Annotated in this window: 20 protein-coding genes and 2 pseudogenes; 8 read left to right on the top strand and 14 right to left on the bottom strand. The window is 72.6% G+C overall.

Translation table 11 applies throughout. From position 1 onward, the window contains the following. Positions 1 to 156: 156 nt before the first annotated feature. From ACH4RG_RS31390 to ACH4RG_RS31375, 4 genes are all read right to left on the bottom strand, one after another. Positions 157 to 1,245 carry an NAD(P)-dependent alcohol dehydrogenase gene (locus tag ACH4RG_RS31390; protein WP_398540577.1) on the bottom strand — a complete coding sequence of 363 codons (1,089 nt, stop codon included), beginning with the start codon at positions 1,243 to 1,245 and terminating at the stop codon, positions 157 to 159. Beyond that, positions 1,242 to 2,651 (bottom strand): aldehyde dehydrogenase family protein, encoded by a 1,410-nt coding sequence (locus ACH4RG_RS31385; protein ID WP_398540576.1) that lies wholly within the window; start codon positions 2,649 to 2,651, stop codon positions 1,242 to 1,244. Before ACH4RG_RS31385 ends, ACH4RG_RS31390 begins: the two co-directional genes overlap by 4 nt. Before the next feature lie 8 nt (positions 2,652 to 2,659). After that, positions 2,660 to 3,412: a (5-formylfuran-3-yl)methyl phosphate synthase gene (locus ACH4RG_RS31380; RefSeq protein ID WP_397923586.1), complete on the bottom strand. Its 753-nt coding sequence runs from the start codon at positions 3,410 to 3,412 to the stop codon at positions 2,660 to 2,662. Between the two features lie 418 nt (positions 3,413 to 3,830). Beyond that, entirely contained in the window at positions 3,831 to 5,402 is a 1,572-nt protein-coding gene (locus ACH4RG_RS31375) for an ABC transporter substrate-binding protein (protein WP_398163398.1), read from the bottom strand. Positions 5,403 to 6,223: 821 nt separating this feature from the next. On the opposite strand from ACH4RG_RS31375, the gene ACH4RG_RS31370 reads away from it, so the two are divergent. Then, a complete protein-coding gene (locus tag ACH4RG_RS31370; protein ID WP_398540575.1) occupies positions 6,224 to 8,473 on the top strand; it encodes a PQQ-binding-like beta-propeller repeat protein in 2,250 nt (749 codons plus the stop codon). 39 nt (positions 8,474 to 8,512) lie between these two features. On the opposite strand, the gene ACH4RG_RS31365 is transcribed toward ACH4RG_RS31370, so the two are convergent. Then, complete coding sequence (locus ACH4RG_RS31365; RefSeq protein ID WP_398540574.1) at positions 8,513 to 10,285, bottom strand: siderophore-interacting protein; 1,773 nt, start codon at positions 10,283 to 10,285, stop codon at positions 8,513 to 8,515. Beyond that, entirely contained in the window at positions 10,285 to 11,271 is a 987-nt protein-coding gene (locus tag ACH4RG_RS31360; RefSeq protein WP_397923594.1) for an ABC transporter substrate-binding protein, read from the bottom strand. Before ACH4RG_RS31360 ends, ACH4RG_RS31365 begins: the two co-directional genes overlap by 1 nt. A 137-nt stretch (positions 11,272 to 11,408) precedes the next feature. On the opposite strand from ACH4RG_RS31360, the gene ACH4RG_RS31355 reads away from it, so the two are divergent. The 3 genes from ACH4RG_RS31355 (at position 11,409) to ACH4RG_RS31345 (ending at position 14,344) form a co-directional block, all read left to right on the top strand. Continuing rightward, complete coding sequence (locus tag ACH4RG_RS31355) at positions 11,409 to 12,155, top strand: helix-turn-helix domain-containing protein (RefSeq protein ID WP_397923596.1); 747 nt, start codon at positions 11,409 to 11,411, stop codon at positions 12,153 to 12,155. A 99-nt stretch (positions 12,156 to 12,254) separates the two neighbouring features. Further along, positions 12,255 to 13,313 (top strand): iron chelate uptake ABC transporter family permease subunit, encoded by a 1,059-nt coding sequence (locus ACH4RG_RS31350; protein WP_397923598.1) that lies wholly within the window; start codon positions 12,255 to 12,257, stop codon positions 13,311 to 13,313. Next, a complete protein-coding gene (locus tag ACH4RG_RS31345; protein WP_397923600.1) occupies positions 13,310 to 14,344 on the top strand; it encodes a FecCD family ABC transporter permease in 1,035 nt (344 codons plus the stop codon). The genes ACH4RG_RS31350 and ACH4RG_RS31345 overlap by 4 nt, the downstream gene beginning before the upstream one ends. Before the next feature lie 130 nt (positions 14,345 to 14,474). Here the strand turns inward: ACH4RG_RS31345 and ACH4RG_RS31340 are convergent, their stop codons facing one another. Further along, on the bottom strand, positions 14,475 to 15,017 hold the full coding sequence (locus ACH4RG_RS31340; protein ID WP_398540573.1) for a GNAT family N-acetyltransferase: 543 nt from the start codon (positions 15,015 to 15,017) through the stop codon (positions 14,475 to 14,477). A 145-nt stretch (positions 15,018 to 15,162) separates the two neighbouring features. Between ACH4RG_RS31340 and ACH4RG_RS31335 the strand changes: the two genes are divergently transcribed. Both ACH4RG_RS31335 and ACH4RG_RS31330 read left to right on the top strand, forming a co-directional pair. Further along, positions 15,163 to 15,531 (top strand): BlaI/MecI/CopY family transcriptional regulator, encoded by a 369-nt coding sequence (locus ACH4RG_RS31335; RefSeq protein WP_397923604.1) that lies wholly within the window; start codon positions 15,163 to 15,165, stop codon positions 15,529 to 15,531. Next, positions 15,528 to 16,430 carry a M56 family metallopeptidase gene (locus tag ACH4RG_RS31330; RefSeq protein WP_398540572.1) on the top strand — a complete coding sequence of 301 codons (903 nt, stop codon included), beginning with the start codon at positions 15,528 to 15,530 and terminating at the stop codon, positions 16,428 to 16,430. The genes ACH4RG_RS31335 and ACH4RG_RS31330 overlap by 4 nt, the downstream gene beginning before the upstream one ends. 33 nt (positions 16,431 to 16,463) lie before the next feature. Here the strand turns inward: ACH4RG_RS31330 and ACH4RG_RS31325 are convergent, their stop codons facing one another. The 4 genes from ACH4RG_RS31325 to ACH4RG_RS31310 all read right to left on the bottom strand — a co-directional run bounded on the left by ACH4RG_RS31325 (position 16,464) and on the right by ACH4RG_RS31310 (position 20,768). Continuing rightward, on the bottom strand, positions 16,464 to 17,522 hold the full coding sequence (locus ACH4RG_RS31325; RefSeq protein WP_398540571.1) for an NlpC/P60 family protein: 1,059 nt from the start codon (positions 17,520 to 17,522) through the stop codon (positions 16,464 to 16,466). Positions 17,523 to 17,735: 213 nt separating this feature from the next. Beyond that, the gene (locus ACH4RG_RS31320; RefSeq protein WP_397923610.1) at positions 17,736 to 18,263 is read right to left on the bottom strand and encodes a GNAT family N-acetyltransferase; all 528 of its coding nucleotides are present in this window, start codon (positions 18,261 to 18,263) and stop codon (positions 17,736 to 17,738) included. Positions 18,264 to 18,355: 92 nt separating this feature from the next. Then, positions 18,356 to 19,873: a glycerol kinase GlpK gene (gene glpK / locus ACH4RG_RS31315; protein WP_397931462.1), complete on the bottom strand. Its 1,518-nt coding sequence runs from the start codon at positions 19,871 to 19,873 to the stop codon at positions 18,356 to 18,358. Between the two features lie 46 nt (positions 19,874 to 19,919). Continuing rightward, positions 19,920 to 20,768 (bottom strand): MIP/aquaporin family protein, encoded by an 849-nt coding sequence (locus ACH4RG_RS31310; protein WP_397923614.1) that lies wholly within the window; start codon positions 20,766 to 20,768, stop codon positions 19,920 to 19,922. Between the two features lie 582 nt (positions 20,769 to 21,350). On the opposite strand from ACH4RG_RS31310, the gene ACH4RG_RS31305 reads away from it, so the two are divergent. Next, the gene (locus ACH4RG_RS31305) at positions 21,351 to 22,277 is read left to right on the top strand and encodes an AEC family transporter (protein WP_397923616.1); all 927 of its coding nucleotides are present in this window, start codon (positions 21,351 to 21,353) and stop codon (positions 22,275 to 22,277) included. Between the two features lie 148 nt (positions 22,278 to 22,425). Here ACH4RG_RS31305 and ACH4RG_RS31300 read toward each other — a convergent pair. Then, positions 22,426 to 22,719, bottom strand: a pseudogene (locus tag ACH4RG_RS31300) (glycine betaine ABC transporter substrate-binding protein); the annotation flags it as partial. Here ACH4RG_RS31300 and ACH4RG_RS31295 point away from each other — a divergent pair. Then, positions 22,720 to 23,031, top strand: a pseudogene (locus tag ACH4RG_RS31295) (aromatic amino acid lyase); the annotation flags it as partial. Between the two features lie 161 nt (positions 23,032 to 23,192). Here the strand turns inward: ACH4RG_RS31295 and ACH4RG_RS31290 are convergent. Then, positions 23,193 to 24,281: a hypothetical protein gene (locus tag ACH4RG_RS31290; RefSeq protein WP_398540570.1), complete on the bottom strand. Its 1,089-nt coding sequence runs from the start codon at positions 24,279 to 24,281 to the stop codon at positions 23,193 to 23,195. A 104-nt stretch (positions 24,282 to 24,385) separates the two neighbouring features. Continuing rightward, positions 24,386 to 24,967: a TetR/AcrR family transcriptional regulator gene (locus ACH4RG_RS31285; RefSeq protein ID WP_397923620.1), complete on the bottom strand. Its 582-nt coding sequence runs from the start codon at positions 24,965 to 24,967 to the stop codon at positions 24,386 to 24,388. Positions 24,968 to 25,064 lie beyond the last annotated feature (97 nt).

Below are 25,064 nucleotides of genomic sequence, written 5' to 3'. Positions count from 1 at the left end.
GAACAGAGCGGGGGAGCAGCCGGCGGGAAGCCGTCGGGGCGTCACCGGGAGCGCGGGGGAGCCGGCCGGGCGGAGCACGCCTCGGCCGTCGGGCCGCCCCGATCCGTGGAAACCACGTGCTGCCGGAATCCACGTGCTTCCGGAACGCGCGCTGCCCTACGGAATGAGGACCGGCTTCACCACACGGCCCGCGTCGCAGTCGCGTTCGGCCTCGTTGATGTCGGCCAGCGGGTACGTGCGGATCAACTGGTCGAAGGGGAACCGTCCGGCCTGCCACAGCCCGGTCAGCCGGGGGATCAGCAGCGCCGGGACCGCGTCCCCCTCGCAGATGTGGGAGATCTTCCTGCCCCGGTCCAGGGTCCCCGGTTCGAGCGGCAGACGGGTGTGCAGCCGTGCCACCAGACCCAGGTGGCCGGTCGGACGCAGCGACCGGAGCGCGTCGTTGATCAACCGGGCGGAACCCGTGGTGTCCAGGGCGTACTGAGCGCCGCCGCCGGTCAGCCGCTGGACGCGGCCGGGGAGGCCGACCGAGGAGGCGTCCACCGGAACCGCACGGAACCGCTCGGCCTGGGCCAGCCGTTCGGGGTGCCTGTCGACCGCCACGACGAGTGCCCCGGCGGCGGTGGCCGCCATGACCGCGGCCAGGCCCACCGCCCCGGCGCCGAAGACCGCGACGGTGTCTCCGGGGCCGACGCCGAAGGAGTTGAGGACCGCCCCGGCGCCGGTGAGGAAGCCGCAGCCGAGCGGGCCGAGCAGTTCGAGGGGGAGGGAGGCGTCGACCGGCACGGCGTTGCGGGCCGGGACCAACGCGTACTCGGCGAACGCGGACTGGCCGAACCACCGGGGCGCCAGCGCCTCCCCGGCCCCGTCGGTGAACCGGGCCGCGCTCTCGGCGCGCCCCCCGAAGAGGTTGAGTGCGGCGAACCGGTCGCAGTAGGCGGGTGCCCCGCCCAGGCAGCTCCGGCACCGCCCGCAGGAGTCGAAGCTCAGCACCACATGGTCACCGGGGATCAGACCGGTGTCCGGGCCGCCCGTCTCCACCACCACCCCGGCCCCCTCGTGGCCGAGCACCGCGGGCAGCGGCGAGCGGCCCGCCGAGCGGCGGACGGCGAGATCGGTCCGGCACAGCCCGCAGCCCGCGATCCGGACCAGGATCTCGCCGTCGGTCGGCCCCGCGCCCAGGATCACCTCCTCGACGGTGAACGGGGCCTCGTAACCGCGCAGTACCGCCGCGCCGAACCTCATCGTCGGACCTCCCGGGGACGGTGGACGACGAACGGCCGCAGATTTCCGTACAGCCCCCACGGCCCGCCCGCGACGCCGACGCCGCTCTCCTTGACACCGGCGAAGGGCTGGGCGAGGGAGAGCTCGGCGTGGTGGTTGATCCACGCCGTCCCGCACTCCAACCGGTCGGCGACCGCCTCGGCCCGGTCCAGGTCGGTCCCCCACACCGAGCCGCCGAGTCCGAAGCGGGTGGCGTTGGCCGCTTCCACGGCTTCGTCGAGGCTTCCGTACGGCAGTACCGGCAGGACCGGACCGAACTGCTCCTCCGTCACCACCGGGCTGTCGGGCCGGACATCGGCCAGGACGGTCGGGGCGTAGAAGTAGCCGGGCCGGTCCAGCCGGTGGCCACCGGCCAGGGCCCGGGCCCCGTCCGCCAGGGCCCTGGCCGTGTAACGCTCCACCCGGGCCAGTTGGGCCGCGTTGTTGAGCGGCCCCAGCTCCGTGGCCCGGTCGAGACCGGCTCCGACGACCACGCTCTTCGCCCGTTCCGCGAGGACCTCGACCACCCGCGAGTGGAGCCGGGCCGGGGCGTAGACGCGCTTGACCGCCATGCAGACCTGCCCGCAGTTGCGGAACGCCGCCCAGAACAGCCGGTCCGCGATCCGCTCGACGTCCACGTCGTCCAGCAGGATGGCGGCGTCGTTGCCGCCCAGCTCCAGGGTGACCCGGGCGAGGCCGGCCGCCGCCCCCGCCGCCACGGACCGTCCGGCGGCGACCGAACCGGTGAAGGTCACATGGCGGATCCCCGGGTGCGACGCGAGGCAGGCGCCGAGCGGCTCCCGCCCGGTGACGACCGTCAGCACGCCGTCGGGGAGGGCGGCGGACAGGACGGATCCCAGCAGCCGGGTGGCCAGCGGCGTGAACGGGGAGGGCTTGAGCACCACCGTGTTGCCCGCCGCGAGCGCGGGCGCGAACTTCGCGGAGGCGAGCTGGAGCGGGAAGTTCCACGGGACGATGGCGGCGACGGGCCCCAGCGACCGCCAGCGGACCTCGCTGTGCACCGCCCGGCCGTCGGTGATCGTACGGGGCTCGGGGACGCACTCGGCGAACCAGCGCAGGCGGGCCGCCGTGCGGGCCACCTCCGCGTACGACTCGGCCAGGGGTTTCCCCTGCTCACGGGTGAGCAGGGGAGCGAGGTCCGCCCCGGCCCCCTCCACGGCGTCGGCCGACGCGAGCAGGGCGGCGGTGCGGCCGGCCGGGTCGGCCCGCCAGTCCGGCCAGGCCTCCTGGGCGCGGCCGACCACCGCGTCCAGCTCCTTCGCCTGCTGGTCGGGAACCTCACCGAACGGCTCGCCCGTCGCCGGATCGAGGACGGTGAAACGCTCACCGCGGGGTGCGGGACCGGGTCGGTGCTGCTGCGGCTCCACGCCGGCGGTCAGCTCGCGGCCGGGGTGGCCGCGAACTCCCGGGCGTGCCGGTCCATCTCCGCCCGGAAGGCGGCCACCAGCCGCGGCTGGATCCTCCCGGTGTCGCGGTCGCCGCCCTCGCAGACCGCCCCGCGCACGCCCACGATGTCCGTGCCGATACGCGTCAGCGTGGCGAGGTCCGCCGCCTTGACGCTGCCCGCGAGGGCGGCGAGCAGACCGGCCTCGTGGGACAGCCGCACGAACTCCGCGCATGCCTCGGGCGGCACATGGTCGAACAGTCGGGTCCCGTCCTTGACCGCGGTGTCGAGCATGGCCGCGTCGGATCCTGAGCGGCGGGCGATGTCGGGCAGCGCGAGCGGGTTGACGCAGCCGATCCGGTGGGCGTCCGCGTACCCCGAGGCGACGACGAACGCGTCGGGCCGGAAGTCCTTCACGGCCCGGACGACCCCCCGCATGACGTCGACGGCCTGGTCGGGCGTCGTGCATCCGTAGAGGCCGACCTTGATGTAGGTGGCTCCGGAGACAGCCGCGCCGAGGGCCGCCTGGGCCACCGTGCCGGGCTTGTACGGCACGTCCCCGACGGTGGCGGACACCGGCTTGTCCGCGGGGACCACCCCGCGGATCTCCCTGATGACCCACGGGAAGTTCGCGCCGAGTGATCCCTCGTCGGGCTTCTTGACGTCGACGATGTCGAGGTGTTCCGCCGCCTTCGCACACGCGAGAGCTTCCTCGACGCCGTCCGGGGAGATGAGAAGCAGCAACGTGGATTCCTTCCACCGCGTGTTCACCCGCCGTACGGCGGGTGCGCGGAGCAGCCGGGATCTGGTGCGGTCGGCTCATCCTCGCGGCGCCGTACGGGCCCCGGCAGGGCGCGAGGGATGGCGAAGGGGGCACTGAGCCGACGCGCCCACGCCCCCGTGGCGCGCCGTTCACCGCGTTCGCCCCTGACCGGGCCCGCCGGGAGCGCATCCGGGAGCCGGACGGGCGCCCGCGAACCGGAGATCCGCCCGCGAACCGGAGATCTGCCCGCTCTGTCCGCGGCTCCTCCTCCGGAAGGTGACCCCGGGGCCCGGGCCCCGGCGGGCCGGCCGCCGACGAGGCGGGTGAACACGCGCATGAGCCGGTGGCTGTGGGCCGCGGGAGCCGGGATCGGCGAATGGGTCCAGGGCGTGACACGCCTCAGTAGGCGGTGCTGAGTTCCCAGAACCGGAAGACGGTCGAGGTGTCCAGGCAGTTCTGAAGCCCTCGGACGTTCTCGTGGGCGACCGCGTACTGCTTGCCCTGCCAGAGCGGCAGAATCGGCAGCTGTCGCGCCACGATGTCCTGCAGTTTCATGTACTCCTGCCGTGTGTTCGCGCGATCCGTCATGGACGAGGTCCGCGGAATGATCCGGTCGACGATCTCCTCGTTGTCGTAGTTGTTCGACAGGACGTTGCCCTCGCCGAAGAACGGCTGGGTGAAGTTGTCAGGATCGGGGTAGTCCGGCACCCAGCCCTTGACGTAGATGCCGTACTTCCCTTCGGCGATGCCTTTCTCGTAATCACCGAAGGGGACGGACTTCATGCGGGCGTCGAAGAGCCCGCTCTGGTTCAGCTGATCGGCGATGGTCTCCAACGCGTCGTCGGTGGCCGGCCCGTACCGGCTCGGGGTGGACCAGAGGGTGAGTCTCACCTTGTCCGCTATACCGGCTTTCCGTAGCTCCGCCTCGGCCTGTTTCGGCTTCGGGCTGTCCCCGTAGGTGTCGAAGAAGGAGGTGCCGTGGCCGGTGATGCCTCCCGGGATGATCGAGTAGAGCGGTGCCGCCGTGGACTGGTAGACCTCGCTGACCAGGGAGTGGCGGTCGACGAGGTAGGCGACGGCCTTCCGGACGGCGAGCTTGCCGACGACCGGGTCGTCGACGTTGAAGACCATGTGCTGGACTTCGGCGCTGTTGCCCTGGACCACCTCGATGCCGTCCCTCTCCGCGGTGGACGCGGTATCCAGGTCAGCTATCGCCCTGGCGCTGAGGCCGCGGTAGGCAATGTCGACGTCGCCCTTCTCCAGGGCCGACTGGAGGGCCTGCTGGTCTCCTCGGAAGAACTCCAGGGTCACGCCCGCGTTCTTCACCTCGGCGGTGCCCTGATAGCCCGGGTAGACCGAGAAGACGGCTTTCCTCCTGTCGATGGAGTCCAGCTGGTAGGGACCGGAACCGACCGCCTTGCCACCCTTGAGCAGGCCGTCCTCGGGATAGACCCGACGGTCGACTATGGAACCGCCCCCCGAGGCGATCTTGCTGGGGAACGTCGCGTCGGGCACCTTGAGGCGGAAGACGACGGTCCTGTCGTCCGGGGCGCTGATCGACGAGATCGTGGAGAGCAGCGGTGCGGGGCCCGCCGGGTCGTTGATCCTGATCGTCCGGTCGAAGGAGTACTTGACGTCCGCCGAGGTGAGGCTGTTGCCGTTGCTGAACTTCAGCCCGTCACGCAAGGCGCAGGTGTACGTTTTGCTGCCGTCGGAGAACGTGCACTTCTCGGCGGCCTCCGGCACGGGAGTGGACGCTCCGGGCGGGAAGCTCAGCAGGGACTGGAAGACGTTGTTGAACAACAGCCAGGATCCCGGGTCGTATCCGGAGGCCGGATCCGTGGCGAGGATGTCGTCGGACATCCCGACGGCCATCGTGCTCTCGGATTCCTGGGAGCCGCAAGCCGTCAATAACATCGCTGCCAGTCCCCCGGCGATCAGGGTGCTCGGCCGCCTCGTACGAACCTTCACAGAACGTTCCTCATGCTCTCGGCCGGCCGCGTGGGGGGTGTCCCCGGACAACCGGATCAGGTCGGAAACGACAGCGAACACCGCGACGGTCCAGCACTGTCGGCCCGACCGGGTTCGATCGCGGACCGACGGACCGTGCGGACTCGGTGTTCGTCAGAAAGTCTGCACGCGATGACGGGCCACCAAATTTCGGCTGGTGAACCGCGGTGGGAAGGTCGATGTAATCGCGTGGTGTCGTCGACAATCTACTTGTACAACGCGTTGCGCGCTGCCGCATTGCACGAAAGAAATCCTCATCCAACAGCTCGCGAACCCACTGGCCTCTTCTGGACTGTCCGGGTACCTCCACGATTTACCCCTTCGAGCAGGACGCTTCGTACCTCTTATAACCTGTCGGGGTATACGAACAGATTCGGCGTCCTCAGGTGAATGCCGGACGATCGGATATCGCCATCGAGTTGCCCAAAGGTTCCGCGTGGGACTGGAATGCCCTTTCCTGGGACGGCAGTCGATTCATCAGGAGAAATCCGGCAGCGCCGGGCGTTCCTCGGCCCGAACGGCGGGGAGCGGTCCGGGCGGTCGCGACCCCGTTCACGTTCCCGTTGCCGGAAGGTGCCAGAGCGGCGCGTACGTCGCCCTCGTCCTCGGCGGATCGGGTGTCGACACGATCGTGTACGTCCCCGAACTGGAGCGGGCGCGACCGGCCCTCCGATCGTCACCCGCCTTTCTCTGCCGTACCGGCCTGCGGCTAGTTTGGACGCAGCACAGGTGAGCGGGCCCGTGGTGGCAGAGAACGCACGGGGGACGGGAGGTCGGGAAGAGTGTCGCTGCGCGGAGGTGATCCGGTCGAGATCGGCGGTTATCCGCTGGAGGCTCGGCTCGGTTCGGGTGGCATGGGCACGGTCTTCCTGTCCCGCACGAGCTCGGGGCGACCGGTCGCGATCAAGCTGATCCATCAGCAGTTCGCGGGGGACGACGAGTTCCGCATCCGTTTCCGGCAGGAGGTGGCGGCCGCGCGACGGGTGAGCGGCGCGTTCACCGCCGCCGTGGTCGACGCCGCCCCCGAGGCCGAGCAGCCGTGGATGGCGACGACCTACATCGAGGGGCCCACGCTCACGCAGCGCATCGCCGAGGGCGGCCCGCTGGACGGAGTGGAGCTGAGGCGGCTCGCCATCGGGCTGGCGGAGGCGCTGCGCGACATCCACCGGGTGGGAGTCGTCCACCGCGACCTGAAACCCTCGAATGTCGTGCTCTCGCCCGAGGGCCCACGGGTCATCGACTTCGGCATCTCGCGCGCGGTGGACCAGCAGACGCTGACGATGACCGGGCGGGTCATCGGCACGCCGCCCTTCATGTCGCCCGAGCAGTTGCAGGCGCCGCGTGGTGTGGGCCCGCGGTCCGACGTCTTCTCCCTGGGGACGCTCCTGGTGTACGCGGCGACGGGCCAGGGGCCCTTCGACGCGGACAGCCCCTATATGACGGCCTACCAGGTGGTCCATGAGGAACCGTCGTTGGACGCGGTCCCGGAGGCTCTTCGGACGGTCGTCGAACCGTGCCTGGACAAGGAGCCCGAGGGTCGCCCCTCGGCGGACGAACTCCTCGTGCTGCTGCGGGACCTGCCCGCCGAACTCGGCGAGGCCAGGACCGGCGGCCCGGGTGCGAGTCGCACCCGCGACATGAACACGCAAGCTCACCTCGCCACGGGGGGCACCCCGGCGCGGACCGCCCCGACGGACCCCGGCACCGGAAGCACCGGCGCCCCGGTCGGCGGCCGTCTGCGCGGCCGCTGGCGGCCCGTGCTCGCGGCGGCGGTCGCGGTGGCGGCGATCGGCGGCGGAGTCGCCGCGCTGACGACGGGCGGCTTCGACGGGGGCGGAGGCGGCACGAGCCCCGGCGGCGCGGGCACCGGGCAGAGCACCGCGGTACCGGCGGGCGCGCTTCCGGACGGCTTCGAGCCGTGGCGCGCCACCGTGCCGGGCGGACGCGAGGACATCCCCGACGAACTGCGGTGCGTCGCGAGGGGCGACGCGCTGTTCTGCGGGGGCGGCGGCGTCGTCGCGACCCGTATCAGGGCCCACGACGGGTCCCGGGTGTGGACGGCGAAGAGCCCGGGCGTCCCCGTCCAGGGCATGCACATGGTGGGCGCCACCGACGACACGGTGCTCGGCTACCGCTTCGCCGCCCAGGATGCCACCGAGGGCCCCCGCAGCGAGGTGGTGGCCCTCGACGCCGACAGCGGCCGGGAGTTGTGGTCCGCACCGTCCGGCGCCCAGTCGACGGCCGTCACGGGCCGCACCATGGACGCCGTCGTGGTCGGCTCCGCCGCGGTGACGGTCGACGCCTCCAACTCCCGCTTCGAGGCCCGGGACGCCCACAGCGGTGACGTCCTCTGGACGACGCCGTTCCCGGCCGGCACCCAGTGCGCCCCCGTCCCGCTCCGGCCGCGGCTCCTCGCGATGTGCGCGGCCGACGAGGAGGTGGACGGCCTCCAGGTGCGCCGCCCCACCCTGCGTACCCTCGCCCTCCCCTCCGGGACACTGGGCAGGCCCGTCACGGTCGACGGCCCCGTCGTGCCGGTCGGCTCGGCCCGCGGCGGGCTCGTCCTCCTCTCGAAGCGCTACGAGGGAACGGCGCCGGCGGGGTACGACGGAGTGGCGCGGTTCGACCCGGCCTCGCGGAAGGTCACGTACGCGCGGTTCGACAGGACATACGCGGGCACCGCCGGCATGGCGGACGGCACCGTCTACGTGAGCGGACAGGCCGGTCTCGTGACGGCGTTCGACTCCGCGACAGGGCGTAGGAAGTGGTCGCGTCAGACGGGCGTGGAGGGTGCGTCGGGCCCTGCGGCGGGAGCCGGCGCGCTGTACTTCAGCTCGGCCACCGGCCGGGTGGTCGCACTGTCGCCGAACGGCGGCAAGCCGCTGTGGACGACGGATCCCCGGGTCGACGGTCTGACGGGCGAGCAGGACGCGAGCCCCCGCGTGACCGTCGCGGGACGCGCGGTGTTCGTGGCCGCGGCGACGAACACCCTCTTCGCCTTCGACGGGCAGAGGCCGCCGAGGGCCGGCTGACCCCGGCGGCCGCGTCCGCCCTCCCCGCGGGGGCGGGCGTCAGGCCCGGCGCAGGACCGTGGCTTCCGTGCCCCAGCCGAGCGCGATCGTCCGGTCGACGGTCCAGCCCGACCGCTCCGCGAGAGCGGCGATCGCGGCGGAGTCGCGCAGGGGGCTGCCGGTCGCGGTGTACGCGTGCAGGGCCGCCTCGGCCGCGTGCGGACTCAGGCCGTCGGGGCGGGAGGCCTCGACGAGGACCGCTGTCCCGGTCCACCCGGCCAGCCGCCCGAGGAGCTGGACGCACTCCTCGTCGGTGCGGTGGGCGAGGGCCTTCGCGGCGACGGCGACATCGGCGGGGCCGGCCGTCCAGTCGATGCGGTCCGGTGCCGTGACGTGCCGTCGCAGCACCCCGGCCGGGGTGGCTTCCTCCGCGATCCGCAGCCGGGGCCGCCGCCCGGCGTCGTCGAGAGCGGCGACCACCGAGGCGCTGCCCGGCCCGGTCAGGAGACAGGTCCCGACGTCCTCCCAGAGGGGGTCGGCCGTCAGACCGGTCAGCAGGAAGACCAACTGCTCGCACTCCGCGACCAGTTCGCCGTAGCGGTCCGTGTCGTGGGTCACCGTGTCGTGCAGGGTGGCGCCCGAGGCGAGCCGCCAGGGGGACGTGCCGTCCCGGAGCGCGGGAGCCAGGTGCGCGAGGGCGAGCAGCAGCTCGGCCTCGTGGCCGGTGTACTCCTCGCGCTCGTGGTCGTCCAGGAGTTCCTCGCCCGCCGGGCCCAGACGGAGCCCGGCCCCCGTGTCCGCGCTGACGACCACGTCGTACGCGGCGAGCAGCGGAAGCAGTACGCCGATCCCCGGCGCGGGCACGCCCAAGCGGGTCGCGAGCGCTTCGGCGGAGAGCCCCGGCGCGTCGGCCACCGCGTCGACGACGCCGAGCCGCAACGCGGCCCGAGCCACCAGCCACGGCAGCGGCGACGGAATCCTGGCAGGGCCCTGCGCGGCGGCGGCGTCGGCGGGGCCGTGTGCCTCCGGTGCGGCGGCCTCCTCGCGGTGCCAGTAACCCGTGATGTTCACGCGGTCCTTGGGGAGCTTCCGCTCCCGTTGGAGATACCGGCGTACCGGGAGCAGCGCCCTGCTCTCCGCGGCCGCCCAGGCAAATCCCTCGCCCGCCGGCGAAGGCAGTGCGCGGACGGCGGCGTCCAGCGCCGCCGCGTCGCCCGGCTCCGCCACCACCCACCTGATCGTGTCGCCGTCGCGCAGCGCCAGCTCCTGGCGTGCCGTGTCGTCGGAGACGGCGACCAGGATGTGCGCGGGGGCGTCGAGGGGACGTTCGTCGAGGAAGCGGCCGATCGCGGGCAGCGCCGTCTCGTCCCCGATGAGGAGGATCCAGTCCAGCCGTTCCGGCAGCCTGAGCGACGACTTGGGCCCGACGAACCACAGCTCGTCGCCCTCCCTCGCCGACGCGGACCAGGCCTCCGCGGGCCCATCGCCGTGCACGACGAAGTCGAGGTGGAGCTCTCCCGCCCGGTGGTCCACCCGCCGGGGCGTGTAGTCGCGGGTCAGCCGGTGTTCGGCCGGCGTCCACTCGATGCCGTGCGGCAACTGCGCGGGGAGCGCCGCCCGGACGTCCCCGTCCCCGGCCAGGATCAGCTTGATGTGGTCGTCGAACCCGGGCGCGGCGAAGGCCGGGTGAGCGGTCCCGTCGCGGGTGAACGCGGCGATGTCCTCGCCGCCGAGGACCACCCGACGCATTCCGGGGGTCACCTCATGGACGCGGCGTACGGTGACCCGGCGCAGGACGAGGGGGTGCGTCGTGTACGCACGCTGGGCGGCCATCAGGAGAACTTCTTCTCGATGAGGTCGAGCAGGGCCATCGACTCGTCGTAGTCGCCGCGCAGCACCCAGTACGGCAGGTCATAGGCGTGGTTCGCCGTGAAGGCGGGCAGCGCGCCGTAGACGGGGTTCTTCTTGAGGGTGGCGACGTCCGTCGTGTCGGCGTTGAAGCCCATCACGAACACGGACGGCTGGGTGATCGTCTGACCCACCTTCTCGGTCGACAGCTCGAACATGTCACCGCCCTGCCCGTACACGCGGAAACCGCCCTCCGCGAAGACCGGCGCCGGTTCGATGCCGACCTTCTTCAGCTCGGAGGGCAGGCCCACGCTCTCCACCAGACCGTAGGCGGTGCCGTCGCCGGTGAGGGCGAGGAAGGACACGGGGCCGGCCGGCGGCTTGATCGCCTTCTTCACCTCCTCGATTCGCCGGTCGTAGGCGGCCACGTGCTTGTCGTAGACGTCGGCCTTGCCGAACACGTCACCCGCGAGGAACGAGAACTGGCTCCGCCAGTCGCCGAGCTTCTTGCCCACGAGCACGGTGGGGGCGATGTCGGTGAGGTCGTCGTACACCTTCTCCGCCTGGAACAGCGGGAAGCCGATGCCGCCGCCCACGATGAGGTCGGGCTCCAGGGCGAGGATCGCCTCCAGGTCGAAGCCGTCGACGCTCCACGGCAGGAACGTCGTGCCGTCCTCCTTCGCCTCCTCGGCCCAGTTCGGGGAGAACTCGCCCTTGCCGTCGGCGTCCTCGGGGATCGTGGCCCGCACCGGCACGTCGAGGTCATAGAGGTACCCGGCGAGGGCGTGGTTCAGCACGACCACCTTCTTGGGCTCGGCCGGCACCTTCACCTTGCCGTAGTCGGTCGTGACGGTTCGGGTCTTCGCGGCGGAGGCCTTGTCCCCGTCGCCCGACGGGTCGGCGGCCGAGCAGCCGGTGAGAACCAGCGCGGCGACGGCCGCGACGGCGAGAAGGCGGGCAGGAGCAAACATGGGACCTCATGTGGCTGGGTAGGCTCGAATGTTCGAGCTGTTGGTAAGGTGAGGCTAACCTCGCTGGTTCCGCTGCGTCGATCCGCGTACGACATCGCCAGTGACGGACACGACGCGCCGCACAACGGGAGGCACGCTTGCCGACGACATCCCTCGGCACCGTGGTCGCCGAGAACGCCATTCGCTTTCTGGGGCACGACACGCACCGGCACGACGCGCCGCACCTCGTCTACCTGGTGACCGGCCGTGCCCGCCTGTCCGCCGACGGCGAGGAGTGGCGGCTCGGGCGGCACGAGGCCCTCTGGCTCGCTCCGCGCGTGCCGCACGCGCTGCGGATCGAGCCGGGCGGCATGGCTCTCGGCCCCCTCCTCGACCCCGCTGACCAGCCACGATGTCGGGTTCAGCCACTCGGGGCAGTACCCGCGATCGTCGAGGTCATGACCACCACACTCGGCGCGGCGCCGACCACGCCGGAGCAGGTCGAGCCGTTCCGTCAGGAGCTGGGCCGCGTACTGAAGGGCATCTCCCGGCAGTACTTCCCGGTCGTGCTGCCCGTCCATCCCGCGGTGCGCGGACTCGCCCGCGAGGCCCTGCGCGCTCCCTCCGTGACCCTGGAACGGCTCGCCGAGCAGCACCGGATGAGCCCTCGCCAGGTGCAGCGCGTCTTCCTCGACGAGACCGGACTGCCCTTCACACGGTGGCGCAACCGGGCCAGGATGAACGCCGCCGTCGAACACCTCCGCGGCGGAGGCGAGCTGACGGCGGCGGCCAGGGCGGCCGGCTACGCGACCCGGGCCGGACTGCTGCGCGCGCTGAGCCGCGAGTCCGGGGTGCCGGTGAGCGCGCTCACCACGGACGCGGTGGGGGCGCTCGGCGGCCGCTGAACCGGGAGCCGGGCGGTTCCGGCAGTCCAGCAGTTCATGTACGTCGATCACGCACGGCACTCCGGCCTGTCCGGATGGCGGGTTGCACAGGGAGAACAGATGGCACAGGCGCTCGCCCCGACGACCGCGCCACCACCGGCCACGCCGTCGAGGTCGTCGCGTCGCAGGACCCGCCGGCTCCTCGGCCTGGGCGTCGCCGTCGCCACGCTCCTCGTGGCGGTGGTGCTCAGCGTCGCGATCGGCTCGGCACTGCTCCCCCTCGACGTGGTGTGGCAGGCGCTGACCGCCCCCGACGGCTCCGCCTCGCACGCCACGATCAGCGGCGCCCGCGTGGACCGCACGCTGCTCGGCGTCGTCGTCGGCGCGTCCCTGGGCGTGGCGGGGGCGCTCATCCAGGCGCTCACCCGCAATCCGCTCGCCGACCCCGGAGTCCTCGGCGTCAACGCCGGCGCGAGTTTCGCCGTCACCCTGGCCGTGGCGGTCTTCGGCGTCACACGCATCGACCAGTACCTGCCCTTCGCCTTCGTCGGCGCCGTCGTCGGCTCGGCGGTGGTCTACCTCGCCGCGAGCGGCGGCCGGGGCGGGCCCACACCGCTGCGCCTCACCCTCGTCGGGGTCGCCTTCACGGCGGTCCTGCTCGGGATCTCCCAGACCCTCGCCCTGATCGACACCGAGACCTTCGACCGCATGCGGTTCTGGGGAGCGGGCACCATCACCGACCGCCCGACAGGCACCGCCGCCGACATCGCGCCCTTCGTCCTGGCCGGACTGCTGGCCGCCGCCTTCTGCGCGCGCCCGCTCAACGCGATCGCGCTCGGCGACGACGCGGGGCGGGCCGTCGGGCTGCGAGTCGGCGCGACCCGGTGCGGGGTGGTGATCGCGGTGGCCCTGCTGTGCGGTTCTGCCACGGCCGCGGCGGGGCCGCTGATGTTCGTCGGCCTCATGGTGCCGCACGCCGTGCGCTGGCTCACCGGACCCGACTGGCGCTGGATCCTCGTCCACTCCGCCGTCCTCGCCCCGGCGATCGTGCTGTACGCCGACGTACTGGGCCGGTTGATCGTGATCCCGTCCGAGCTGCAGGTCGGCGTCATGATGCCGCTCATCGGCGCGCCCGTACTGATCCTGCTGGTGCGCGGAAGCCGGGTGAGAGAGCTGTGAGCGGGACATTCGTCCTCAGGGCGGGGTCCCTGAGCCTGCGAGCGACCCGCCGCGGGGTCGTGGTGTGCGGACTGCTGTCGGCGGCGCTGCTCGCGCTGGCCCTGTGGGCGTTCACCCTCGGCAGCTACTCGCTGAGCCTCGGCGACCTGGCCGCGGTCCTGTCGGGCACCGCCGGGAACAGCGTCCGCACCGTCGTCCTGGAGTGGCGGGCGCCGCGCATCGTCGCCGCCGTACTGTTCGGGGCCGCCCTCGCGATGGGCGGCGCGGTCTTCCAGTCCCTGACCCGCAACCCGCTCGGCAGCCCCGACGTCATCGGCTTCACCACCGGCTCCTACACCGGAGTCGTCGTCACGCTGCTCGCGGGTGCGAGCAGTTACTCGGCGCTCGCGGCGGGCGCCCTCGTCGGCGGCCTCGTCACCGCCCTCGCCGTGTATCTGCTGGCGTTCCGACGCGGGGTGCGCGGCTTCCGGCTCATCATCGTGGGGATCGCGGTCGGCGCGCTGCTGTCCTCGGTCAACACGTGGTTCTCGGCGAAGGCCGACGTGGACACCGCGCTGAGGGCCGCGGTGTGGGGCGCCGGCTCGCTCAGCGCCATCGGCTGGCCCGCCGTGACGATGGCCTCCGTCCTGCTGGCGCTGGTCGCCCTGGCGGCGCCGGTGGCGCAACGCCGGATGCGATGGCTCGAACTGGGCGACGACACGGCGGCGATGCTGGGCGTACGCGTCGAGCGCACGAAACTGCTGCTGGTCGTCCTCGGCGTGGCCGCCACGGCCGCGGTGACCGCCGCGGCGGGCCCCATCGCCTTCGTGGCCCTGGCCGCACCCCAGATCGCCCGCCGCCTCACCGGCCGCGGAACCTCCGTCGACCTCACCGGTTCGGCGCTCGTCGGCGCGCTGCTGCTGCTCGGCGCCGACATCGCGGCGCAGCACGCGATCGAGGGTGTGGTGCTGCCGACCGGCGCGGTCACCGTGTGCGTCGGCGGGGCGTACCTCCTGGTGCTGCTGGTGCGGGAGTCCCGGCGGGGGTGGTAGCGCCCTGCCCCGGGCGGAGGTGCGGAGAAGGGCGGCGGTAGCGGTCCACCGCCCACGCATGCGCGCCGCGTTCACCGCCGCGTCGTCCCGAGTCCCTCCGAATCCCCCGAGGTCCCCGCCCTGATTCCGGTCAGCTCGTACCGGATCTCCAAGGCATCCTGGGCGGAGCCGGAGGGGCGGCCGTGGGGTCCTGCCGCCAGCCGCCCTTCCGGTAGAAGTCGCGGCCCCGGGTGTTGCGTTCCAGCACCCGGAGATATCCCGCCCGCGTGCCCCGCTCCGCCCAGACGGACAGCGTGGAGCGCATCAGGCTGCGTCCGACCCCGGTGCCCCAGCAGTCGGGTCGGGCGTAGAACGCGTACAGCTCCTCGACGTCGGGCCGTTGCCCGAGGTCGTCGTCGCGGGCCGGGCCGAAGGACGAGAAGCCGGCGATGCGCCGGCCGTCGTCGTGCACGAGCACCTGGGCTCCGCCCGCGGCGCCGGCCCCGATCCGGTCGCGCCACAGGCCGGTGAGGGCGGTGGTGTCGAGAGCGTGGAGCTCGGCGGCCGGCGGAATTCCGGCGTATGCCGCGCGCCACGCGGCGACCTGGAGCCCGGCGATTTGCCCGGCGTCGTCCTCGCGCGCGTGCCGGTCACGCCGGGGGACGGCCCGGCCGTGCGCATCCGTGGTCAGCACGGGTACTCCCTGAGGTTCGGGGGCTGCTCGACGCCCGGCGCCACCTGCCGGCAGGCGCGGTCCGTCGCGGCCGTCGGAGGGCGGCGGGCGTGAACCTATGATGGTTCCCGGGGGCGCGACGGCGCACGGAATTTGGGGACGGGGAATGCGACGGCTCGGAGAGCTCGAAGCCGAAATCATGGACTGCCTGTGGACGTGGGACAGGCCGGCGACGGTCCGTGAGGTCGTCGACGACATCAACCTCCGCCGCCCGGCCGCCTACACGACGGTGATGACCGTCGCCACCATCCTCTACAACAAGGGCTGGCTGACCCGGCAGAAGCGGGGGGTGGCGTGGCTCTACACACCGGTCCGCAGCCGCGAGGCCTACTCCGCCGCCCTGATGGAGGACGCCCTGGGAACGAGCCGGGACCGCTCGGCGGCGCTCGTGCACTTCGTGGAGCGGATGACGGAGGAGGAAGTCGCCGCGCTCCGCGAGGCGCTGCGCGCGACGGGCCGCGGCGGCGCGCTGTGAACGCCGTCCCCTTCTTCCTCGGTTACGCCGCGGCCGTCGGCGTCCTGGCCCCGCGCGCGCTGCTCCGCAGCGGCTGGCCCCAGCGGTCACCGCTGCTGGCGGTCGCCGTGTGGTTCGCGCTGGCCGCGTCCTTCTCCGTCTGCGTCGCCCTGGCCGCCCTGCACCTCACCACCCCGGGGGCACACCTGCACGGAATCCTCTACTCCTGCCGCTCGGCCCTGGGCCTCGGAGCGTCCGGCGGCGGCCTCCTGCCGGGCCCGGGGCTCGCCGCGGTCGCCGTCCTGGTCGTCGCCCACCTCGCCGGCTTCGCCGACCACACCGGGCGGGCGTACGCCGCCCGCGCCCGGCACCGCGAGATCCTGGACAAGGTCGGCCGCAGCTCGGCCTGTTCGCGGGCCACCGTGGTGGAACACCCCGAGCCCGCCGCCTACTGCCTGCCCGGCCGCCACCCGAGGATCGTCCTCAGCAGCGGGGCCGTCGGCCTCCTGTCCGGCGGCGAACTCGACGCCGTCGTCGAACACGAGCGGGCCCACATCCGCGGCCACCACCACCTCGTCCTCGCGGCCGCCCAGGCCTTCACCCGGGTTTTCCCCGGTGTGCCGCTCGGCGGCCATCTCCAGCAGCAGATACCCCTGCTGCTGGAGATGGCCGCCGACGACCACGCGCTGCGCCGCTGCCCGCGCGGCGCGCTGGCCGCCGCCATGTTCACCCTGGCTGCGGGCGAGGCCCCGAACGGGGCCCTGGCGGCGGGCGGCCGGACGGTGCTGGTCCGCCTCCGGCGGGTGCTGGCCCCGGCGCGCCGCGCGCATCCCGCCCTGCGCTGCGCGGTCGGCACGGGCGCCGTGATCACGCCCGTGCTCCCCGTACTGCTGACCTGTCACGCCGGACTGGGGTGGTGACCGCCGCCCACGGCTGCGAACCGGCCGACGGCCTCAGATCCGTACGCCCCACATGAACGGCATCCCGCTGCGGGCCATCGACTCGTACCGCACCTGGGCGCCGGGCTTCGGCGCGTGGAGAATCTGCCCGTTCCCGGCGTAGAAGCCCACATGGCTCAGGTCGGTACGCATGATGACGAGATCGCCGGGCTTGAGCGCACCGATCGAGTTGATCCGGGTGCCGGCGTTGGCCTGGGCCTGCGACGTACGGGGCAGCGAGACGTTGGCCTGCTGGAACGCCCAGGAGGTCAGACCGGAGCAGTCGAAGGATCCAGGACCGGTGGCGCCCCACACGTACGGCATGCCGACCTTGCTCTTCGCCGCGTTGAACGCCGCGGCCGCACGACCGGACCCGCTGGCCTCGTTGCCCGACTCGCCCTGCTGGCTCGCGAGTTCGGTCCGCTCGCTCGCCCGGTTGGCCCGTTCCTCCGTGGCGGCCCGCTCGGCCCGCTCCTCGGCCGTGAGCGTGTTGAGGAGCCTCTGCGCCTCCGCCAGCTTGCCCTGGATCTCCTCCTTCTTGCTCCCCAGCTCCTTGCGGGTCTCCTGGAGGCTGCCGAGCTTCTTCGCGGCCTGGGCGCGCTGCTGCTGCAGAGCACGCTGCTGCGAGAGGAACCGCTGGAGCGTGTCCGACTGCCGGGCGCTGAGCCGGTCGAGGCCCGACGCCTGGTCCAGGTAGGCATCGGGGTCGGCGGAGAGCAGCAGTTGGAGGGAGGGGTCGAGACCACCGCTGCGGTACTGGGCCGTGGCCGCCGAACCGAGCTGCTGCCGCAGCTCGTTGAGCGCCGCCTGCTTGCGGACGACCTCCTCGTGGAGGTTGTCGGCCTCCTTCTGCAGCTTCCCGGCCGATTCCTTGGCCCCGTTGTACTTCTCGGTGGCCTGGGTGGCCTGCTCGTACAGCCGGTCGATCTGCGCCTGGACACCCTTCTTGTTCGGGTCCGGCAGCGGATCGGCGGAGGCCGACTGCGCCGACAGCGCGACCGTCACCGCAGCGGTCGCGGTGAGCACGGACGTGTATCCGTGACGGGGCTGTTTGGGACGACGGTGGGACGCCACTGAGGCGGGCTCCTTCTTCCTCGGCCGCTGCCCGACGGTCCATGGGCCGTCAAGTACCGCCGGGGGAGGGCGGCTTCAGCGACACCTCCACCGGTGACCCGGGCGGGCGACCGGCCGTTCGGAGGCCGAGCCACGCATACTAATCAACTTAGTGGCCCACATCCAAGCGCGGTCGCAGGAGCGCCCCCTCCGTCCGATCACGCTGTGACCTGGTCAGTCGCCGAGGATCCGCTCCCACAGCAGTCCGTCCCGCCAGCTCCCGTCGAGAAGGATCGCCGAGTGCGCGACGCCGTACGGGGTGAACCCGTTGCGGCGCAGCACCCGCTGCGACGGCAGGTTCTCCAGGTTGGTGGACGCCTCGGCGCGGTGCAGGCCGAGCTCGTCCGTCATCACCCGGAGCGCGAGCCCGACGGCGCTCCCGGCATGCCCCAGATTCTGGGCGACGGAGGCGATCCAGTAGCCGACGGAGCCGCGGCGCAGATGTGGCTGCGGCAGGATGCCGCCCACGGTGACCTGCCCGATCACCTGGTCGCCGGCGAGCACCACGCCCGGCCAGACGGTGCCGGCCCGGTGTCCTGCCAGCAGCCCCTCGATCCGCTCCGCCTGACCCTCCGGGGTGAAGTAGTCGGCCGGCTGGGCCGGTTCCCACCGTCGGAAGGCATCGGCGTCCCGCACCCGGTGCGCGGCGATCGGGGCCGCGTCGGTGGGCTCTATCAGGCGGATCCTGGTACTGCTGCGCATGGGGGCGGTCCTCGTCGCGGTGCGTCGGCTGGGACGGCCAACCTATGCGAGGGCGCCCGGTCCGCCACCCGGCGGCGGGGGGCCGGTGATGGTCAGGGGACCTTGGCCCAGTCGAGGGTGCGCTCCACCGCCCTCTTCCAGCCGGCGTAGCCGTCCGCACGCCGCTCCTCGGACCACTGGGGCGACCAGCGCTTCGACTCGTGCCACTGGGTGCGCAGCTCGTCGGTGTTCTGCCAGAAGCCGGTGGCGAGCCCCGCCGCGTAGGCCGCGCCGAGCGCGGTCGTCTCGGCGACGACGGGACGGCTGACCGGAACGCCGAGGACGTCGGACTGGATCTGCATGCAGAGGTCGTTGGCGGTGACCCCGCCGTCGACCTTGAGCACGTCGAGATGGACCCCGGAGTCCTGTTCCATGGCCTCGACCACATCGCGGCTCTGATAGCAGATGGCTTCCAGGGTGGCCCGTGCCAGGTGGGCGTTGTCGTTGTACCGGGCCAGACCGACGATCGCGCCGCGGGCGTCGGACCGCCAGTACGGTGCGAACAGGCCGGAGAACGCGGGCACGAAATACATGCCGCCGTTGTCCTCGACGCTCCGGGCCAGCTCCTCGCTCTCGGGCGCCGACTTGATGATCTTCATCTGGTCGCGCAGCCACTGCACCGCCGACCCGGTGACGGCGATGGATCCCTCCAGCGCGTAGACCACCGGGCTGTCGCCGAACTGGTAGGCCACCGTGGTGAGGAGCCCGTGCTCCGAGCGGACCAGCTCGGTGCCGGTGTTGAGCACGAGGAAGTTGCCGGTCCCGTAGGTGTTCTTGGCCTCGCCCGGGGCGAAGCAGACCTGGCCGACGGTGGCCGCCTGCTGGTCGCCGAGGACGCCCCCGATGGGAATGGCGGCGCTCAGCGGCCGGGAGGTGCGGGTCGAGCCGTAGGCCTCCGGATGCGACGAGGGGTTGATCTTCGGGAGCATCGCCCGGGGGATGCCGAAGAAGCCCAGGAGTTCCTCGTCCCAGTCGAGGGTCTCCAGGTCCATCAGCATGGTGCGGCTCGCGTTGGTCACATCGGTGGCGTGGATACCGCCGTTCGGACCCCCGGTCAGGTTCCACAGGACCCAGGCGTCCGTGTTGCCGAAGATCGCGTGACCGGCCTCGGCCGCTTCCCGTACGCCGTCGACGTTCTCCAGGATCCACTGGATCTTGCCGCCGGAGAAGTACGTCGCCGGCGGCAGCCCGGCCTTGCGGCGGATGACCTCTCCCCGCCCCGAGCGTTCGAGGTCGGCCGCGATGGCGTCGGTACGGGTGTCCTGCCACACGATGGCGTTGTAGTAGGGCCGCCCGTTGCGCGGGTCCCAGACCACCGTGGTCTCGCGCTGGTTGGTGATCCCGATGGCCTTCAGGTCCGTCGCCGAGAGACCGCCGTGCCGCAGGGCGTTCTGGATCACCGAGTTGGTGCGCTCCCAGATCTCCACCGGGTCGTGCTCCACCCAGCCGGAGCGGGGCAGGATCTGCTCGTGCTCCAGCTGGTGCTTGGCGACCTCGTTGCCGCCGTGATCGAAGATCATGAACCGGGTGCTGGTGGTCCCCTGGTCCACCGCGCCGATGAAGTCCGCCATGATGTGTGTCGCCTCTCCGGCCGGTGTCGTCAGTCCTTGGAAGTCGTCAGTCCTTGGAGGGCGCCGGGACGCGTCCCGGCGGTTCGGGCGCGGCGGACGGCAGGAAGCGTCCGATGAGGGCCCTGTAGAGGCCCGCTCCGAGCAGGCCGCCGATCAGCGGGCCGAGGATGGGCACCCAGAAGTAGAGATTCCCGTACTGGTCCCGCCACGCGCCCCCGTAGCCGGTGAGGAAGCTCGCCAGCCGGGGGCCGAAGTCACGGGCCGGGTTGATCGCGTAACCCGCGTTGGTCCCCCAGGCCATCCCGATGGCGACCACGATCAGCCCGATGATGAACGGACCCATGTTCGAACCGGGCGGGGTGTTCAGCAGGTCCGTGACGGCCATGATCAGGAGCAGCAGCAGGGCGGTGCCGATGATCTGGTCGCGGAACGCGCCCCACTCGTGGACCGGCAGCGCCGGGTTGCCGTTGGCCGGAAGGGTGGAGAACACGGACTGCGTCTTGATGGTGTGCCCGGGGTCGGCCTTCGCCAGCGCCTCGCTGTAGTTCCACCGGACGAGGAGCGCGGCCACGAAAGCGCCGGCCGTCTGTGCCAGCGCGTACGGAGCCACCTTGCTCCACGGGAACCCCTTGAACGCGGCCAGGGAGAGCGTCACCGCGGGATTGAGATGGGCCCCGCTCAGCCGCGCCGCCACATAGACGCCGAGCGTGACGCCCAGCCCCCACGCCCAGGCGATGCTGTCATGGTCCCCGAGCCCGCCGGCCGGATCCGTGAGGGCTCCGCCCGCCGCCACCTGGGCGACCACTCCGCACCCGAAGAGGATGAGGATCATCGTGCCCGCGAACTCGGCGGACAACTCGCCGAGCAGTCCGGACTTCCTGCGTAGTTCAGCCATGGGAGCTCGCCCTCCGCCGACGGCGCCGGCTGTCGACTATCCGAGCAGTGTCAGCAGGCTAAGGCGATTTACGAGATCGGGCATATCGGGGTGTTGATGGCTTTGTTGTCGGGTGTGCGGGTCCCATCACGACGTCCGGGGCCGAGGGCGCAGGACGTGGGACGGGCAGTGGACCGCCCCGGGCGGGGCGAATCCGCCGCGAGCGCAGGGCGGTGACGCTGACCCGATCGGGTGGGAACGGCCGAAGCGCGGGATGTCCAGGACACCCGCCTGCTCGGCACACCCCCGAGAGCGCCCACAGCGTCGTGGGCGGCACCGCCGTCACCGCCCCCACCGCCCTGACCGCCCGCTGCGTCGGCGCACCGGCCCATGGACCTGGCGACGGCGCGGGCGATACCGCCCGGCGCTGAACCGGCAGGCGGCGGCCCACCGGTCGCGCCCCACCCCGCCTCGGGGGCGCGACCGCCGGTCTGAGACGCTGTCCGGCACCTGACCAGGGTGTTCCGCCCGGCCCGCCCACCGCACGTGAACCGGGTGTTCCATCCGGCCGCCCACCGCACCTGATCCACCCGCAAGGAAGACATGCAGGGAGTCCTCACCGGCTTCACGGTGATCGCCACTGTCATCGCCGTCGGGTACGTGATAGGCCGCCGCGGATATCTGGGACAGGACGGCCGCACCGTGCTGACCCGGCTGGCCTTCAACGTGGCGACACCGGCCCTCCTCTTCACCATGCTGGCGGGCGCGGACCTGTCCGTCGTCCTGTCGACACGCCTGCTGGTCACGGCGACGGCCACGGCCGCCGCGGCCGGAGTCTTCGTCGTGGTGGCCGGGCTCTTCCTGAGCTGGGACGCCGGACGGGTCACCATCGGCGCCCTGTGCTCCAGTTATGTCAACGCCGGGAATCTGGGCATCCCCATCGCCGTCTACGTCCTCGGAGACGCCTCGCTGGTCGCCCCGGTGCTGCTCCTCCAGCAGATCGTGGTGACCCCGCTGGCCCTGACCGTCCTCGACCTCGGCCGCTCCGGGGAACCGGTCTCGGTCCTCCGGCGGCTGACCACCCCGTTGCGCAACCCGATGGCGATCGGATCGCTGGCCGGCGTCGCCGTGGCCGCGTCCGGCCGGACCCTGCCCGGACCCCTGCTGGAGCCGCTCGTCCTCATCGGCAACATGTCCGTCCCGGCGGTGCTCCTCGCCTTCGGGATATCCCTGTACGGAGGCGAACGTCCGGGCCGGGGCGAGGACCCGGGGGCGCTGTACCTGTCCGCCCTGCTGAAGACGGTCGCCCAGCCGGTCGTCGCCTGGGCCGTCGGCGCGGGACTGTTCGGGCTGCGGGGCGAGGCGCTGCTGGCCGTCGTCGTGATCGCGGCCCTCCCGGCCGCCCAGAACCTCTTCACGTACGCCTCGCACTACGGGGTCGCCGAGAGGTTCGCCAGGGAGTCGATCCTGCTGTCCACCCTGCTCTCCGTCCCCGTGCTGATCACCGTCGCCGCGCTGCTCGGGCGGTAGCCCCGGCCCGGTCCCGGCGTGACGCACAACGCGTCCGGTCGAGAGCGCGCAGGGTCCGCCCCGCGTCCGACCGGCGTGAGACCGCGAAAGAAGCGGCCCTGGGAATGACGGCCGGTCGCGGGAGGCAGGGAGGCCCCGCCGGTCGCGGCTACTTCGTGATGCCGTGCCCCGCCGCCCAGTCGTTCGCGACGTCCTCCGGGTCCTTCCGGTCCTTGTCCACCCGGCGGTTGAGCTCGGTGAGGTCCTCGGTCGTCAGTACGGCCCCGAGGCGGGCGAGCGCCTTGCGGACCGTCGAGTCGGCCTTGCGGTCGGCGATGAGCGGAACGACGTGCTGGCCGGGGATCAGGTTCTTGGGGCCGGTGAGGACGACCCAGCCCTCGGCGGCGATGTCGGTGTCGGTGGTGAAGAGGTTCGCCACGTCCACGTTCCGGGGGCCGAGGGCGTGAAGCGCGTGGAAGTCTCCTGGAACGCCGCGCGGGAAATCGCTTCGTGGGGTCGCGTCTACGGTCGTTCCACCGGCGTGGGGGCGAACCGGAATGAGACCGTGCCCACGGGGGCCGCTTCCGGACACGGACTCCGCCTGCTGCGCAGCCACGCCGGGGCGATCGGCGAGGAGCTGCCCGCGCGGCAGGTCCGCGCCATGCTCGCCGTCCGCGCCAACCAGCTCCTCGCCGGCGGCGCGGGACCGCGTCCGACCGTCGTCACCGCGCTCTGCGAAGCCCTGGAGACGGGCGCCTACCCGAAGGCCAACGAGGTCCGGGCCCCGTCCGGGGGCTCACCCGAAAGTGAAGGCATAGGCCTGTAGGCCCTCCTCCAGGCGGAGTTCGAGGCGTGCGCTGCGCGGGCCCCGGTCGTTCACCAGGGCCGCGCCGACCTCACCGCGGATGCCCGCGGGGGGCGCGGGAACGTCCCTCCTCAGGAGCGGGCGGCGGTCCCGCAGCCCTCCCGCATACGCTCCTCCATCGTCGTGCTCCGGTCGTACGGGTCGACCTCGGCACCGTCGCGCGCCCCGGCGTCGGTGCGCTCGGCGAGGAACGCGGGGGTCAGATAGCCGGTGTGGGTGTCGCAACCGCCGTTGGTGGTGTCCGCCTTGTAGGAGACGAGGGAGAACGTCCCCGGCTCGACCACGATCTTCGCCGGGTCGTCCCAGCTCATCACCACCTCGCGGCGCACGATGGTGCGCGCGACCTCGTCGCTGTCCCCCTCGGCCCGCACGACCGGGTAGACGTAGGTGACGTCGGTGGACACCCGCACCGCACCGCGCTCGCCCTCCCGGAAGGTGACCCGGCCGCGGGTTTTGACCACGTCCCCGGCCGGCCGCACATGGGAGGGCCGGAAGCGGCTGAACAGCAGGAGCGGGTCGTTCTCGCGATCGGGTGCGCGGAGCGCCTTCTTGAGGAAGCCCCGCACATCCGCCTGGTGCGGGTTGATCAGCGCGATGGCCCTGTCCGGCCGCTCGCCGCGCAGTACGGCGGGGTCGAGGCTGGACGCGGCGAGGAAGTCCCGGGTCCTCGCGAGCGCGTCCGCGACCTCCGCCCTGCTCATCCAGCCGGTCGCCCGCGCCTCGGGCAGGTGGACGCCCGCCGTTCCGTCGCTCCACCGCGCCGCCGGGGATCCCCTGAACGGCTCGTCCAAGGTGGGCGGCCGGTCCGCGGCCTCCTGCGCGGGCGCACCGGTCGGGCGCTCCGACTCCGCGGCGAGGGGCGTGACGCTCGCACCGTCGTCGCCGTCGAACCAGCTGCCGATCCCCCAGGGGCCCACGGCCACGACCACCACGGCGACGGCGGCCGCCAGGCCGAGCGCGGCCCAGCCCCTGCCCCTGCGCCGCCGGGCCGGCGTGTACGTCCGCCACCCCTCCGGCGGGCCGGACCCCTCCTGGAGCCGCTGCGCCACCATCCGGGCCCGGGCCGACGGTTCCTCGGGCGCTCCCCGGCCCCCGGCCTCGGCCTCCCTCAGGAAACGCTCCCACTCCTCGTCCGGTATGGACGCCCCGCCCTTGCTCAACTCACCGCTCCCGCCGCGTGCGTACGGCTCGGTCCCTCCCCAGGTCCGAGCGCTGACCGGGGCATCATCACACGGCCCGCCGACACTCGGGGGCGGTGGTCCCGTCAGCGGCCGGGCGCCCCGACGCGCAGTCCGTCCATGACGAGATCCAGCAGCCGGCCGGCCCTCGGCTCCCAGTCCTCGCGCGGATCGATCTGCCAGAGACCGGCGATGGCGAGGAAGAAGTCGTCCGGGGTCACCCCGGGGCGGACGACGCCGGCGTCCTCGCAGGCGCGGAGCAGGGTTCCGGCCGCCTCCATGACCGGGGTGGGGCCGGGCTTGGCGGGTCCGCCCGGTGCGCTGGTGACCAGCCGGATCGCGTCCGCGAGGCCGGCCTTGGTCATGGCGAAGCCGGCGAGGCGGTCCATCCACTCCCGCAGGGCCCGTTCGGGCGGGAGCGTCCGGAGCAGCTCGCCCGCGGCATCGGCGACCTGCTGCATCTCGTAGCGGTAGACCTCCAGGACGAGGGCCTCCCGGTGCGGGAAGTTCCGGTAGAACGTGCCCTGCCCGACGCCCGCCTTCTTGGCGATCGCGCTCAACGGGGCGTCGGCGCGCAGCGTCAGCTCAGCCATGGCCACGCGCAGGATGCGCTCGCGATTGCGCTGCGCGTCGACGCGCAGGGGGGCGTCCTTCTTCGGCTGGGACACGGATCCTCCTCGCGGGCTCGTGGCCGAAACCCGTCCTTGTTAACCGGACAGCTGTCCGTTACGTTTTTTCCGTGAACGGACAGCAGTCCGGTTAGGG

The organism is Streptomyces sp. NPDC021019 (assembly GCF_044333295.1).
Lineage (GTDB): Bacteria > Actinomycetota > Actinomycetes > Streptomycetales > Streptomycetaceae > Streptomyces.
The sequence above is the reverse complement of the archived record's forward strand: the minus strand, read 5'-3'. Positions and strand labels throughout refer to the sequence as shown.